Origin of the sequence: Streptomyces sp. 549 (genome assembly GCF_030124175.1) — a bacterium.
GTDB lineage: Bacteria > Actinomycetota > Actinomycetes > Streptomycetales > Streptomycetaceae > Streptomyces.
The window spans coordinates 24,152-38,623 of the sequence record NZ_JASKMT010000031.1 but is presented as its reverse complement, the minus strand read 5'-3'; the positions used below and the strand labels follow the sequence as shown (position 1 = coordinate 38,623).

Sequence of the window (14,472 nt, the reverse complement as noted above, 5' to 3'; positions counted from 1 at the left end):
CGGTATCCGCAAGCGCTGCCGGGCCCGTAAGTTGTCTGTACAAGTGAGGCTGGTCCTCCGAACTTCACCCCGCGTTCAAGGGGTTCTGCTGTGCTGAGCCGCGCACAGGTGACACGTTCGTGTCACTCGGCTCACTCCCTTGGGGGCTCGACACAGTGAACCTCGTGGTCAACGGAGACGCAGAACAGGGACCCGGCGGGACGGCACAGCCCGTCACGTCCGTAGCGGGCTGGACCCTCGCCGAGGGCGCACCCGCGCTGCTCGGATACGACCTCGGCCAGGGCTACCCCACCCGGACCGACCCCGGCCCGCCGCAGCGCGGCAGCCGCTTCTTCGGCGGGGGCGATTCGCCGCGCACCGTGCTGCTGCAGGACGTCGCGCTGCCCGAGCGGGGCGCGACCGGCAGGCAGGCCGTAGACGCCGGACGGGTGCGGTTCGCCGTCGAGGCGTGGCTCGGCGGCTACGCGCCGCAGCAGGACGGTGCCCGGCTGTCCGTGGAGTTCCGCGACGGGCAGGGCACCCCGCTGGCACTGGCCGTGCTCGGCCCGGTCACCGCCCAGGAGCGTTCCCACACCACGGGGTTGTTCCGCCGCACGGCCGAGGCGGCCCTCCCGCCGCGGTCCCGCACCGCCCGGCTGCAACTCGTGCTGACCCGCGCCGGCGGCGGCACGTCCAACGACGGTTACGCCGACGCACTCTCCCTCACCCTGCGCCAGGCAGGAGGCCGGGCATGAAGCTGAACCGCCGCGACCTGCTCAAGGCCGCCGGGGCCGCCGGAGCCCTCAACGCGGCCTGGCCGCTGAGCGCCGGCCTGTCCCCGGCGGCAGCCCGCAGCGCCGCCGAGGCGCTCGGCGCCGACTGGGACCCGGCGCCCTTCACCCTCGGCGTCGCCTCCGGCGACCCGCTGCCGCACGGCGTCGTGCTGTGGACGCGGCTGGCCCCGGAACCGCTCGCCGCCGAACAGGCACTGCCGGACGTGGTGGAGGTCGGCTGGGTGGTCGCCGAGGATTCCGCGCTGCGGCGGGTGGTGGCCCGCGGTACCACGTCGGCGTCGTCCACCCTCGGGCACAGCGTGCACGTCCCCGTCAGCGGGCTCCAGGCCGGGCGCCACTACTGGTACGCCTTCACCGCACGCGGCCGGACCAGCCGCACCGGCCGCACCAGGACGGCCGCCACCGGCGGCACGGCCGTGCGTTTCGCCGCGGCCAACTGCCAGGCCTTCCACGACGGCTACTACGCCGCGTTCCGCGGCATCGCCCGCGAGCAGCTGGACTTCGTCGTCCACCTGGGCGACTACATCTACGAGCACGGTCCCGTCGGCGGTGACCACGTTCGCGACCACGACGGCCCGCAGACCCTCACGCTGGCCGACTACCGCAGGCGGCACGCCCTCTACAAGGGCGACGCCTCGCTGCGCGACGCCCACGCCGCCCACCCCTGGTTCCTGACCTGGGACGACCACGAGGTCGTCAACGACTACAGCGGCACCGGTGGCGGAGCACCGTTCCTCCAGCGCCGCGCCGCCGCGTACCAGGCCTGGTACGAGCACATGCCGCACCGCGACGACCGGGACGGCCCGGCCGCCGCGCTGCCCGACCCCGTGATCCACCGCACCAGGCGCTTCGGCTCGCTGCTGGAACTGACCGTGCTGGACCTGCGGTCCCACCGGTCCGCGCAGAACCTGCCCGACGGCACGATCCTCGGCGCCCAGCAGAAGGACTGGCTGGTGCGCGGCGTGGAGCGCGCGCCCGACACCTGGCACTGCTGGGCCAACTCGATCATGCTCAGCCAGCTGCGGGGCCGGCCGGGCGGCCCGTTCATGTTCACCGACCAGTGGGACGGCTTCCTGAACGAGCGCCGGGAGGTGCTCGGCCGGGTGCACGACGCCGGCCTGGAGGACCTGGTCGTCGTCACCGGCGACTGGCACTCCGCGTTCGTCGACGACGTCCGGGTGGACTTCGACGACCCGGACTCGCCCGTACTGGGCACCGAGTTCACCGCTCACTCCGTCTCCTCCTCCGCCTACAGCCCGACGTGGAACGCCGCCAACGGGCCGTTGATGGGACGTGCCAACCCGCACCTGCAGTACTTCGAGGGCAACCGCTACGGCTACGACGTGCACGAGGTGACCGCGGCGCACTGGACCACGCGGATGCGGGTCGTCGCCGACCGGCGCGACCCGCACTCGCCCGTCACCACGCTCACCTCCTTCCGGGTGCGGCGCGGCACCGCAGGAGCGGTGGAGGACCCGGCGACGGCCGGGTCACCCGCCCAGTACCGAAGGGACTGAGCCCCGCCGGTGCCCACCGGTGGTGCGTGCCGCGCCCGCCCGGCGGCCGGGCCGGGCGCGGCGCGTGTCACACGGGTGCCTGGTTCCGTCGCGCGGACGGGCGGCGTAGCTTGAGGATCATGTTTGCTGCCTACGCCGCCCGCATCGACCCGCACGAGCCGCTGAACGGCCTGGAGCTGGGGGAGCGGCCGGAACCTGACGTGCCGCCGGGCTGGACCACCGTGAACGTGAAGGCCGCCTCACTCAACCATCACGACCTGTGGTCGCTGCGCGGGGTCGGGCTGGGCGAGGAGTCGCTGCCGATGATCCTCGGCTGCGACGCCGCCGGGGTGGACGCCGATGGCAACGAGGTCGTCCTGCACTCGGTCATCGGGCAGACGGGCCACGGCGTGGGACCGCGCGAACCGCGTTCCATCCTGACCGAGAAGTACCAGGGCACGTTCGCCGAGCGGGTCGCCGTGCCGCAGTGGAACGTGCTGCCGAAGCCGAAGGAGCTGTCCTTCGCCGAGGCCGCCTGCCTGCCGACGGCCTGGCTCACCGCCTACCGCATGCTCTTCACCAACGCCGGGGTGCGTCCGGGGGACAGTGTGCTGGTACAGGGCGCCGGCGGCGGTGTCGCCACGGCGGCGATCGTGCTGGGCGCGGCGGCCGGTCTGCGGGTGTTCGCCACCAGCCGCGACAAGGCGAAGCGCGCCCGGGCCGAGGAACTCGGCGCGGAGGCCGCGTTCGAGAGCGGCGCCCGGCTTCCGCAGCGGGTGGACGCCGTCATCGAGACGGTCGGAGCCGCGACCTGGTCCCACTCGGTGAAGTCGCTCAAGCCCGGCGGCACCCTCGTCATCTCCGGTGCGACCAGCGGACCCAACCCGCCGGCGGCCGAGCTGAACCGGGTGTTCTTCCTGGAACTGAAGATCGTCGGCTCCACGATGGGAGACAAGGACGAACTGGCCGGGCTGCTGAGCTTCTGCGCGGCCAAGGGCGTGCGGCCGATCATCGACTCCACCCTGCCGCTGGACCGGGCACCGGAGGGCTTCGCGAAGATGGCCGCCGGGGACCTCTTCGGCAAGGTGGTGCTCACGGTCTGAGCACGGCCCGACTCCTCCCGTCTTCTGTGTCACCAGTGTGCAACAGGTGATGACTCTGCGCTTGGTGGTCATGAGCAGAGGGTAAAAAGGGTGAACCGCGGCGCTCCTGGGGGCAGGTGAGGCGCCCACGGCTTACCGGTGGACGCACCCGTGTGGTGGTCGTCCGCCACGGGGGAGATGACCATCGACGTGAGAGCCACGCCCGAAAACGCGATTCCGCCGCTACGGCAACTGGACGCCCTGCTGGACGCGTTCGACTCGCTGGTGGTCGAACCGCCCAGGAGCCGCACCGCCGCCGTCCTGCTGCTGCTCGCCCAGCAGGACCAGGGGGACGCCGCCCGCTCGGTGGTGCAGGGCCTCAGGGACCGGTGCATCGACAGCGCGTCCCGGCCGCTCGCACCCGTCGCGCTGTGGCCGCCGGACCACGTGCCGTCCGCCGCCGACCGGGTCCAGTTCTACGACGACCTGGCAGCCGGACTGCGGGAGACCCGCCCGGCCGACACCGGACGGCTGGCCTTCCGCGACTACGACGTGATGCGTGTCGTGGTCGAGGCGTCGCTGCCCGGCCGCGGCGGCGACGCCAAAGCCGTCGAACTGCGCCGCCAGTTGCACCGCGCCCGCTACCCCGGGCACCCCGGCGGGCCGCCTCCCCTGGTGGACGTGCTGCCGTGGTTCGGTGGGCTGCTTCTGTGGCTGTGGGGAGTACTGGTGCAGCCGCTGTACGGCTGGCGGTTGGAACGGCGCATGATGCGCGGATGGTTCGCCGGCTGGGCTCAGGTCGCCCTCCGCGCCCGCCAGAACGGGTTCCTGGAGTGTGCGGTGCACCTGGCCGGCAGCGGCCGGCTGCACACCCCCGAACACATCGACGCGGTCCTCACCCGGGCGCTGCTCGCGGACCTGGAACGGGCGTTCCGCGGACGCTGGTGGTCGCCCTGGCGGCGTCGCCGCACCACCCGTTTCGTCATCCTGCTGTCGGAGGCCGCCGAACCCGGGCCCCCTGGCGGCCGGCGGCCGGGTCGCCCGGCCGCCGCCGCGGGCGATCCGGTGCCCGGCTTCCTGGCCGCCTACCTCTCGGCGGTCGAGCACCTCGCCACCACCGGGACCGTGGTGGTGGCCGCGACCGGCCCCGGCCGGCCGGACGCCCTCCGGATCGGCATCGCGACGTCGCCCGCGGCGGCGGCCCACACCCTCACCGAGGACGGCGGGCCGCTGCGCGCGGCGGCCGTCCAGGTCAGCGATCCGGGCGCCACCCCCGCGGACGGGGTGCCCGAGTGGCTCGACGAGCACCCGAAGATCCCCGACCGGCAGGGCCCGACCGGTTCGCCGCGCATCGCCGCCGCGCTGCAGTCCGTCACCGTGGTGGTGGCGCTGGGTCTGGTGTACAGCGGCCTCGGTGCCGCCGGGGTACCACTTCCGACGTTCGCGGGCGGCGCGCAGCAGTGCCCCGCGATGCAGTTCCCCTCCCGCAACGGCCATGGCTGCCTGGGTCTGAGCGACGGAACGGAACCGTTCTCCGGCATGGCTGAGCAGTACGAGCCGCTGTTGGCGATGATCGCCCGCAACAACGCGGACGTGGACACACTCGCCGCCCACGGGCACGAGGTGCGGACGGTCGTCCACCTGGCGCCGTTCACCGCGGGGGCGACGTTCTCGGAGCTGGTCGAGGGCGGGGTGCTGCCCGAACTGCGCGGTGTCGCGCTGCAGCAGCGTGAGCTGATCAAGGAAGCCCGCAACAACAGCCGCAAGGTCGGCATCCGGGTACTGCTGGCCAACGCCGGACCGCTCTTCGGGTACGCCGAGGAGGTCGCCGAGCACATCCGGGACCGCGCGGCGGACGAGAAGATCGTCGGTGTCATCGGCCTCGGCCAGAGCCGGCCCGGCACCAAGAAGGCCATCAAGGCCCTCGACGGCGCGAGCCTGCCGATGGTCGGCACCTCGGCCACGGCTGACGAGATGATCGAGCAGTCGCCGCAGTACTACCAGGTCGCACCGATCAACCGCCGTGCGGCACAGGCGGCGGTCTCCTTCCTCCGCCACGAGGACTCCGTGGCGCTGCCGGACGGCCGCCTCGGCACGGCGAAGTCGGTGGTCGTGGTCAACGACCCGGACGACCCCTACAGCAGCAACCTCGGCGAGGACTTCGTCGCCGCGTTCCGGCAGGAGATCGGCGACTCGGTCAGCGTGCTGGGCTACTCGCCGGAGGGCGGCCGGATACCCGTCAGCGCCAACGACCTGGCGACGCAGGCCTGTGCGGCCCTGGCGAAGGAACCGGCCACCGTGGTCTTCTGGGCCGCGCGGGCACGGGAGATGCTCGCCTTCCTCGACGAGTTCCGGAAGGTACCGGCCTGCGGGGGAAGGATCACCGTGCTAGGTGGCGACGACCTCACCAACTCGCTGATCCAGGAGGAGAACCCGGTCGCCCGCTACCCCGGGCTGACCCTGCACCACGTCGCTCACGCCGTGCCCGGCATCGACCGTCCCACCCTGGAGGTCGAGACGTTCGTGTCCCGCTACCAGGACGCTTTCGGCCGCGACGACATCATGCTCAACGACGGCCACCCGGCACTGGGCTGGGACGCGTTGAAGGTCCTGGCACACGCCGTCAACCTGGCCCGGGGAACCTCGAACAACCCCGACTTCGACCGGGCCACCGTCTCGGCCAAGCTCCGCAGTTCCGACAACAGCGTGCAGGGCAGCACCGGCGTGCTGGACTTCACGCGCGACAAGCGCCCGGTGGCGGTTCCGGTGGACAAGCCGGTCTACGTGATCAAGGACGAGGTGTCGGGGCCGGTGGTCGTTCTCAAGTGCGGCAACTTCGGCGCCGGGCAGTACCGCAAGCGGTGGGGTGACGCGGACGCTCACCGCTGCCCGTCGGACTGACGGACTCGCGGGCTGACGGCGGCCAGGGGAGAAGAGGCGGCGGCTGCCGGCCGGCGGGCGAAGGCGGCCGGCAGCCGGGTCCTCAGGCGGCGCGGCTCGGTGCGGCGACGGGCGTCAGCACTCGCCGCGCCACCGGGCGCTCTTGATGACCACGCCGGACGTGAAGTTGATCTTGTACTGGCCCGGTCCGGGGTTGTAGTGCAGGCACCGCGTCCAGGTGCTGCCGTTGTAGGTCCAGGTCAGCTGGATGTGGTCCGCGCCCGGGTAGGGCACGCCGTTGTTGAACACGGAGCCGACAGCGGCGCTGCCGGACCAGCCGCCCGCCGATCGGACCATCAGCGTCCGGTCTGGTTCTGGCCCGTGTAGGCGCAGAAGTTGCCCTTGCCACAGCCGGGCGGGTTGGGCTCGGCGGCAGCCGTGGGCGCGGTCGCCACAACGGTCGCGAATGCGGCGGCGGACGCGAGGACCGCGAACGTGCGTGTGCGCATGGGTGGTTCCCTCTTGTCAGCCCGTGCTTGGTCGACGCCCGGTGAGTGCCCGTTGGCGCTTGGTCGGTGCGGCAGCAACGTAGTACCGGGAACGGCTGAATGCGAGCATTCCGTAAGATCATCCGTGGAACGACCGAAAAGGTGCGGCTCGGGTGATCCGGAACGTGGTCCCGCCCCGCCTCTGCGGCGTCCCTGCGTCCGAGGTCACCGGGCATCCTCTGGCCCAGGCAGCTGCGCGCGCCGGGAAAAGGCGCTTGCGTCCCTCGCGACAATGGCCGGATGGAATGGAACGTGCACTCTGCACCTGTCGACGGGTCGGCGGCCGTCTCGCTGCTGCGCGCCTACTACACGGAGATCGTCGGTCGCTACCACGGTCGACCGGCCGAACCGCACGAGGTGAGCGCGGCGATGGCCGACGAGCCCAGTACGGATCTGGCACCACCGCAGGGGGAGTTCCTGGTGGCGTACCGGGGTGAGCAACCGGTCGGCTGTGCCGGGGTGCGGCGGCTGGAACCCGGAGTGGTGGAACTGGCCCGTCTGTTCGTCCGCCCCGAACATCGCGGATGCGGCGGCGGCGCGGTACTGCTGGCCGCCGTGGAACGTGCCGCTCACCGGTTCGGTGCGCGGGCGGTACGGCTCGACACACGACGGGACCTGGTGGAGGCCCGTGCGCTCTACGCCCGGAACGGATACGTGGAGATCCCGGCCTACCACCACGGCCCCTACGCGGACCACTGGTTCGAGAAGCGCCTTGAGGCGCAAGCGCCCTGAGGTGGCTCCCGGGGTGGTCGGGCATGCGGCGGTGGGGCCTTGGGGTGGTCGGGGCCGAGGTGGCTGGGACCGCCATTCCCGCCTCTGACCCCGCCCGTGACTCTGCCCGTGACCCCTCGCTCACCGCTTCCTTTCGGGACTGCGAGAGAGCGGGCGGGTGGGCGGTGGGGCGAGCGGGAGTGGGCGGCCTCAGTGGGCGTGCGGTGGGCGCAGCACCACGCCGATGTGGGCGGCGGCGGTGGAGAGGTGGCGACGGGCCTCCCGCAACTGCTCCTGGTCGACGCCGTGATCGCGGGAGGCGTCCCGGATGTCGTCCCGGAACCGGTCAAGCAGGCGGGTCAGCTCGCGTGCCGGGTCGGACACCCCGGCGGCGGGCTCCGCCGCCCAGTCCGGAGCGGCGTAGACACCGGCCGGGCCAGAATGCCACTCGGCCTGTGCGCCTGCCGTGGTTCCGCTCCCAGCCGCCGGGTGCTCGGGCGCGGTGTGCTCGGTCGTGCCGTGTTCCGAGGGCGCGTGCTCGGCCGGATCCGCGGTGCCGGCGGCGCCGGCCGGACCCGAGGCGTCGGCAGCGTCGTCGGACGGGCGCGTGTCGGTGCCGGTGCGGCCGTACGGCGGCCAGCTCCCGGTGAGTCGGCCCAGGGTGCCCATCTCCTTGCTGAGTTCGGCCATGCCCTCCCGCACCGCCCGCTGCCAGTCGCCCTCCTGGGCGTACGACTGGACGTGGTCCTGCACCTGCCGGGCGATCCGCCGCACCTCCTCCTGGGCGTCGCGCTGGGCGTCCCTGCGGGCCTGTGCCGCGTCCTCCTTGGCCTTGCGGCTCTCCGCCCGGGCCCGGCGCGCCTGTTCCTTCCACTCGTGTGTGGCGCGGCGCATCTCCTCCTTCGCCTGCCGCCACGCGTCGCTGTCCCCCCAGGCGCCCCCGGACGCACCCTCCTGCGGGTCCGTGCCCTCGCCGCCGGCGTGCTCGCCGGCGGCCCGGGCCTCACGTGCGGCCTCGCGCATCTCGCGGCGCACGTCGTTCGCGGTACCGCGAACGTCCTCGCGGATCTCACGGGCCAGTGCGGCCAGCGACTCGTGGATCTCCATCTCCAACTCGGCGAGTTCGGCCTGCCGGTCCGCGAGTTCGCGGCGGCCGGTGTCGGTGATGGAGTACACCTTCCGTCCGCCCTCGGTGGCGTGGCTGACCAGCCCTTCGGCGGACAGCTTGGCCAGCCGGGGGTAGACCGTGCCGGCGGAGGGCGCGTAGAGGCCCTCGAAGCGCTCCTCCAGGAGGCGGATGACCTCGTAGCCGTGCCGGGGCGCTTCGTCGAGCAGCTTCAGCAGGTACAGGCGCAGGCGGCCGTGGGCGAAGACGGGAGGCATGTCAGACGTCCTTACGCAGGGAGGCGGCACCGGTCGGGGGCTTGGACTCGTCGTCCGCGGGCGGACGCCGCAGCAGGGCGACCGCACCGGAGACGGTGGCGGCCTTGAGGGTGCCGCGGCCGGAGCCGAGGGTTCCGCTCACCCGTCTGGCACCCCACTGGCCGTCCACCCGCAGGTTGTCGAACGCGCAGGAGACCGTGCCGCCCTTGGTGCTGGCGTCCACCACGGCGTCGGCGGGGTCGGGCAGCCGGACGGCGATGTCACCGGAGACGGTGTTCAGGGTGAGGTCGGCCTCCGGATACGGCCCGGCGGTGGGATCGGGGGCGGTGGGATCAGGGGCGGCGAGATCCACCACGACGTCGCCGCTGACGGAGTCCGCCCGCACCGCGGCGGCGCCGCCGTCGATCACCGTGAGGTCACCGGAGACGGAGGTGAAGCGGAGGCGCCCGGTGAGGGCCTGGGCCGCCACGTTCCCGGAGACCGTGTCGGCCCGCACGTAGTTGCCGAGCCCGACGAGTGTGGTGTCGCCCGTCACGCCGCGGATCTCGGTGCTGCCCTCCACGCCGGAGACCACGGCCGCCGCGTCCACCACACCGACGCGGACGTCGGCGCCGACGGGCACCGCCAGGGTGATGTCGGCGCTGCGGCGCTGCTCGGGGCCTTCCAGCCACTTGAGCAGGTTGTGCCAGGTGATGTCCTCGTACGCCACGGTCAGCGTGCCGTCCTCGAACGTGACGATCAGCGGGGGACCCTTGATCGCCGAGACCTCCACAGTGGCCGACGTCAAACCGGACCCGGACGAAGTACCCGTCGCAGCCTCGAACTCGGCCGCCGCCGGGGCCTTCTCCGAAGGCCCCGGCCCCGGTCCTGCTCCCGGGGTGTCGGTACCGACGATGTTCACCGTCCCGGCGGAGACGCGCACTCTGACCCGTTCGACGGGTTCGCCGAAGGTGAGCTTCTGCGGTGTGCCGACGGACCACTCGGACCGGTGGGACATGCGGCCTCCCAGGCTGGCGCACGACGCAACATATCGCGTCTCGTAGAGAACACGATACATCGCGTCTGCGGTCCGTCAAGGCCCGCCTGTCGACGCGACGGTGAGCGGCCGCCCGGTGGCGCGCCGGGCAGGCGTCCGGCGCGGCCTACTCGTCCTCGGCGTCCTCGTCGTCCAGGCGGGCCAGCCAGGTGGCGAGGCGCTCCACGGGTACCTCGAAGTCCGGGTGCAGGTCGACGAAGGTGCGCAGCTGCTCGGCGAGCCAGGCAAGGGAGACCTCCTCCTCGCCGCGACGGCTCTCCAGCTCCTCGATACCGCGGTCGGTGAAGTACAACGTGCTCTCCAGAAACGTGTCAGTGACGTGCCAGCGACGTGCCAGTGACGTGCCGGCGATGTGCCGGCGACGTGTCGGGCCGGTGGGCCGGTGCGGTGCGGCGGCCCGCGCAGCGCGGTGCCCGTGCGGACCCGGCTGCCGCCGGCCCCACGGGGACGGGGACCCCGCCGCGGCGCGGCAGGGTCCCCGTGAGGTGCCGCGCCGCCACCGGGCGGGCCCGGTGGCGGCGCGGCGTCCGCCCTACAGGTCGAAGACCTGGTTGACGAGCTCCTGCTGCTCCTGCTGGTGGCGCTTGGCCGAGCCCACCGCCGGGGACGACGACGACGGGCGCGACACCCGCCGCAGCCGGTCGGCGTTCGGCACCGGCTCCGAACCGATGATCAGGTCCAGGTGGTCCACCAGGTTCAGCGCGATGAACGGCCACGCGCCCTGGTTCGCCGGCTCCTCCTGGGCCCACACGAACTTCTCGGCACCGCTGTACTTGGCCATCTCGGCCTGGATCTCCGTGCTGGGCAGCGGGTACAGCCGCTCCAGGCGGACGATGGCGGTGTCCTTGACGCCGCGCTTCTTCCGCTCGGCGTCCAGGTCGTAGTAGACCTTGCCGGAGCAGAAGACGACCTTGCGGATCTGCGCGGCGTCCACCTCGCCGGACTCCACGGGCAGGTCGCCGATGACCGGGCGGAAGCCGCCGGTGGTGAACTCCTCCGTCTTGGAGGCCGCCGCCTTGAGCCGCAGCATCGACTTCGGGGTGAAGACGACCAGCGGCTTGTGGTGCGGGTTGTGCACCTGCCAGCGCAGCAGGTGGAAGTAGTTCGACGGCAGCGACGGCGCGGCGACGGTCATGCTGTTCTGCGCGCACAGCGCGAGGAACCGCTCGATCCGGGCCGAGGAGTGGTCCGGGCCCTGGCCCTCGTAGCCGTGCGGCAGCAGCAGCGTGACGCCGGAGGTCTGGGCCCACTTCTGCTCGGCCGAGGTGATGAACTCGTCCACCACGATCTGAGCGCCGTTGACGAAGTCGCCGAACTGCGCCTCCCACATCACCAGTGCCTCGGGGCGGGCCAGCGAGTAGCCGTACTCGAAGCCCATCGCCGCGTACTCGCTGAGCAGCGAGTCGTAGACGTTGTAGCGGGCCTGGTCGTCGGAGAGGTACAGCAGGGGCGTGTAGTCGTCACCGGTGTTCTGGTCCAGCAGCACCGCGTGCCGCTGGCCGAACGTGCCGCGCCGCGAGTCCTGGCCGGCGAGGCGCACCGGGGTGCCCTCCATCAGCAGCGAACCGATGGCCAGCGTCTCGCCCATGCCCCAGTCGATGGTGCCGTCCTCGACCATCGCCATGCGGCGCTGGAGCTGCGGCATCAGCCGCGGGTGCACTGCGACGCGGTCGGGGATGTTGACCTGCGACTCGGCGATCCGCTTGATCACCTCGGTGCTGACGGCCGTCTCCACGGCCACCGGGAACTCCGCGGTGGGCGGCGGCATCTCGACCGGGGTCTGCTCCACCGTGGCCTCGCGGACCTCGGTGAAGACCTTCTCCAGCTGCCCCTGGAAGTCCTGGAGCGCCTGCTCCGCCTCCTCCATGGTGATGTCGCCCCGGCCGATCAGCGACTCGGTGTACAGCTTGCGCACCGAGCGCTTCTTGTCGATCAGGTTGTACATCAGCGGCTGCGTGAAGTGCGGGTTGTCACCCTCGTTGTGACCGCGGCGGCGGTAGCAGATGAGGTCGATGACCACGTCCTTGTTGAACGCCTGGCGGTACTCGAAGGCGAGCCGCGCCACCCGCACGACGGCCTCGGGGTCGTCGCCGTTCACGTGGAAGATCGGTGCCTCGATCATCCGTGCCACGTCGGTGGAGTACATCGACGAGCGCGCCGACTCGGGCGCCGCGGTGAACCCGACCTGGTTGTTGATGACGATGTGCACGGTGCCGCCGGTGCGGTAGCCGCGCAGCTGCGACATGTTGAGCGTCTCCGCGACGACGCCCTGCCCGGCGAAGGCCGCGTCACCGTGGAGCTGCACGGGCAGCACGGTGAAGTCGGTGCCGCCCTTGCCGATGATGTCCTGCTTGGCGCGCGCCACACCCTCGACGACCGGGTCGACGGCCTCCAGGTGCGAGGGGTTGGCGGTGAGCGAGACCTTGACCTGCTCGCCGTCCAGACCCGTGAACGTGCCCTCGGCGCCCAGGTGGTACTTCACGTCGCCGGAGCCGTGCATCGACTTCGGGTCGAGGTTGCCCTCGAACTCGCGGAAGATCTGCGCGTAGGACTTGCCGACGATGTTCGCCAGCACGTTCAGCCGGCCCCGGTGGGCCATGCCGATGACGACCTCGTCCAGCCGCGACTCGGCCGCGGAGTCCAGCACCGCGTCCAGCAGCGGGATGACGGACTCGCCGCCCTCCAGCGAGAAGCGCTTCTGGCCGACGTACTTCGTCTGCAGGAAGATCTCGAACGCCTCGGCGGCGTTGACGCGGCGCAGGATGCGCAGCTGCTCCTCGCGCTCCGGCTTGGAGTGCGGGCGCTCGACCCGGTCCTGGATCCAGCGGCGCTGCTTGGGGTCCTGGATGTGCATGTACTCGATGCCGGTGGTGCGGCAGTACGAGTCGCGCAGCACGCCGAGGATGTCGCGCAGCTTGAGCATGGACTTGCCGGCGAAGCCGCCGACCGCGAACTCCCGCTCCAGGTCCCACAGGGTGAGGCCGTGCGAGGCGATGTCCAGGTCGGGGTGCTTGCGCTGCTTGTACTCCAGCGGGTCGGTGTCGGCCATGACGTGGCCGCGGACCCGGTAGGAGTGGATCAGGTCGAAGACCCGGGCGGCCTTGGTGACCTCGTCGTCGTGGCTGACGTCGATGTCCCGGTTCCAGCGCACCGGCTCGTACGGGATGCGCAGCGCTTCGAAGACGTCGTCGTAGAAGTTGTTCTCACCCAGCATCAGCTGGTGCATCTGGCGCAGGAACTCGCCGGACGCCGCACCCTGGATGACCCGGTGGTCGTAGGTGCTGGTGAGCGTCATGATCTTCGAGACGCCGAGCTTGTTCAGGGCGTCCTGCGAGGTGCCCTGGAACTCCGCCGGGTACTCCATGGCACCGACACCGACGATGAGGCCCTGACCGGGCATCAGCCGCGGCACCGAGTGCACGGTGCCGATACCGCCGGGGTTGGTCAGCGACGCGGTGACGCCGGTGAAGTCGTCCATCGTCAGCTTGCCGTTGCGGGCGCGGCGCACGATGTCCTCGTAGGCCTGCCAGAACTCGAAGAACGTGAGTTCCTCGGCCTTCTTGATGGCCGCGACGACCAGCTGGCGGTCGCCGTTGGACTTCACCAGGTCGATGGCGAGGCCCAGGTTGACGTGGTCGGGCTTGACCAGCGTCGGCTTGCCGTCCTTCTCGGTGAACGAGTGGTTCATCGAGGGCATGGCCTTGAGCGCCTGCACCATCGCGTAGCCGATGAGGTGCGTGAAGGAGACCTTGCCGCCCCGGGCCCGCTTGAGGTGGTTGTTGATGACGATGCGGTTGTCGAACAGCAGCTTCACCGGCACGGCACGGACCGACGTGGCGGTCGGCAGTTCCAGCGAGGCGTTCATGTTCTTGACGACCGCCGCGGACGGGCCGCGCAGCGTCACGTACTCGGGGCCGTCCTGCTTCTCGGCAGGCTCCTCGCTCCGGCTCGCGGCGGGCTTGGGAGCCGCCTTCGGCTGCTCCTTCTGCTCCGCCTTGGGCGCCTTCGCCGGAGCCGCCGCAGGGGTGACCTTCGGCTGGGCCTGCGGGGCGGCCTCGGGCGCTGCGGCCTTCGGCTGCACCGGGGTCCCGGCGGGCTTCTCGGCCTGCTCCGGTCCGGCCGGCGACTCAGCGGCGGGCTTCGGCGGCGCGGCGCTCGTCGTCTTCCCGGGCTTGTAGTCGGCGAAGAAGTCCCACCAGGCCCGGTCTACCGAGTTCGGGTCCTGGAGGTACTGCTGGTAGATCTCGTCGACGAGCCACTCGTTGGGACCGAAGCCGGCCACGGGATTCTTCCCTTGGCCGTCCTGGTCGGTCGAGATGCTCGAGGTATTCGGGGACTGAGACGACACGGCGGCAACCGCCCTCTTCCGCTTCACATCGTGGTGGACAGCGGGAATCAAGGCTACGCCCCCGAGGGCCTTCGGTGCAGTCCGCACCCGCTTCTCGTCGCGCAAGTCACATTCACGGGTGTGTTTGTGCGCTCACACAGACGGGAAACAAACGAGGTTCCGAGTCATCTGGACATGGCGGGGTACACGACGTCGCGGCTGCGGCGGCCTACTGC

Annotated in this window: 11 protein-coding genes; 5 read left to right on the top strand and 6 right to left on the bottom strand. The window is 71.6% G+C overall.

What is annotated here, in order from left to right; translation table 11 throughout:
* The first annotated feature begins 164 nt into the window (after positions 1-164).
* The 4 genes from QNO07_RS24310 to QNO07_RS24295 all read left to right on the top strand — a co-directional run bounded on the left by QNO07_RS24310 (position 165) and on the right by QNO07_RS24295 (position 6,252).
* A complete protein-coding gene (locus QNO07_RS24310; protein WP_283994497.1) occupies positions 165-734 on the top strand; it encodes a phosphoesterase in 570 nt (189 codons plus the stop codon).
* Positions 731-2,290 carry an alkaline phosphatase D family protein gene (locus tag QNO07_RS24305; protein WP_283994496.1) on the top strand — a complete coding sequence of 520 codons (1,560 nt, stop codon included), beginning with the start codon at positions 731-733 and terminating at the stop codon, positions 2,288-2,290. Before QNO07_RS24310 ends, QNO07_RS24305 begins: the two co-directional genes overlap by 4 nt.
* Before the next feature lie 119 nt (positions 2,291-2,409).
* The gene (locus QNO07_RS24300) at positions 2,410-3,372 is read left to right on the top strand and encodes a zinc-binding dehydrogenase (protein WP_283994494.1); all 963 of its coding nucleotides are present in this window, start codon (positions 2,410-2,412) and stop codon (positions 3,370-3,372) included.
* A gap of 177 nt (positions 3,373-3,549) precedes the next feature.
* Positions 3,550-6,252, top strand: coding sequence for a type 1 periplasmic-binding domain-containing protein (locus QNO07_RS24295; protein WP_283994493.1), 2,703 nt, complete (start codon positions 3,550-3,552; stop codon positions 6,250-6,252).
* A gap of 114 nt (positions 6,253-6,366) precedes the next feature.
* Here the strand turns inward: QNO07_RS24295 and QNO07_RS27610 are convergent, their stop codons facing one another.
* Positions 6,367-6,588 (bottom strand): hypothetical protein, encoded by a 222-nt coding sequence (locus tag QNO07_RS27610; protein WP_349636874.1) that lies wholly within the window; start codon positions 6,586-6,588, stop codon positions 6,367-6,369.
* Entirely contained in the window at positions 6,588-6,740 is a 153-nt protein-coding gene (locus QNO07_RS27605) for a hypothetical protein (RefSeq protein ID WP_349636873.1), read from the bottom strand. Before QNO07_RS27605 ends, QNO07_RS27610 begins: the two co-directional genes overlap by 1 nt.
* Before the next feature lie 279 nt (positions 6,741-7,019).
* Here QNO07_RS27605 and QNO07_RS24285 point away from each other — a divergent pair, with 279 nt between their 5' ends.
* Positions 7,020-7,511 (top strand): GNAT family N-acetyltransferase, encoded by a 492-nt coding sequence (locus QNO07_RS24285; RefSeq protein WP_283994492.1) that lies wholly within the window; start codon positions 7,020-7,022, stop codon positions 7,509-7,511.
* Between the two features lie 189 nt (positions 7,512-7,700).
* Here QNO07_RS24285 and QNO07_RS24280 read toward each other — a convergent pair whose 3' ends face one another.
* The 4 genes from QNO07_RS24280 to QNO07_RS24265 all read right to left on the bottom strand — a co-directional run bounded on the left by QNO07_RS24280 (position 7,701) and on the right by QNO07_RS24265 (position 14,257).
* Positions 7,701-8,873 (bottom strand): PadR family transcriptional regulator, encoded by a 1,173-nt coding sequence (locus QNO07_RS24280; protein ID WP_283994491.1) that lies wholly within the window; start codon positions 8,871-8,873, stop codon positions 7,701-7,703.
* 1 nt (position 8,874) lies between these two features.
* Complete coding sequence (locus QNO07_RS24275; RefSeq protein ID WP_283994490.1) at positions 8,875-9,870, bottom strand: DUF4097 family beta strand repeat-containing protein; 996 nt, start codon at positions 9,868-9,870, stop codon at positions 8,875-8,877.
* 145 nt (positions 9,871-10,015) lie between these two features.
* A complete protein-coding gene (locus QNO07_RS24270; protein ID WP_283994489.1) occupies positions 10,016-10,201 on the bottom strand; it encodes a DUF6104 family protein in 186 nt (61 codons plus the stop codon).
* A gap of 240 nt (positions 10,202-10,441) precedes the next feature.
* Entirely contained in the window at positions 10,442-14,257 is a 3,816-nt protein-coding gene (locus tag QNO07_RS24265; RefSeq protein ID WP_283994488.1) for a multifunctional oxoglutarate decarboxylase/oxoglutarate dehydrogenase thiamine pyrophosphate-binding subunit/dihydrolipoyllysine-residue succinyltransferase subunit, read from the bottom strand.
* Positions 14,258-14,472: the final 215 nt, after the last annotated feature.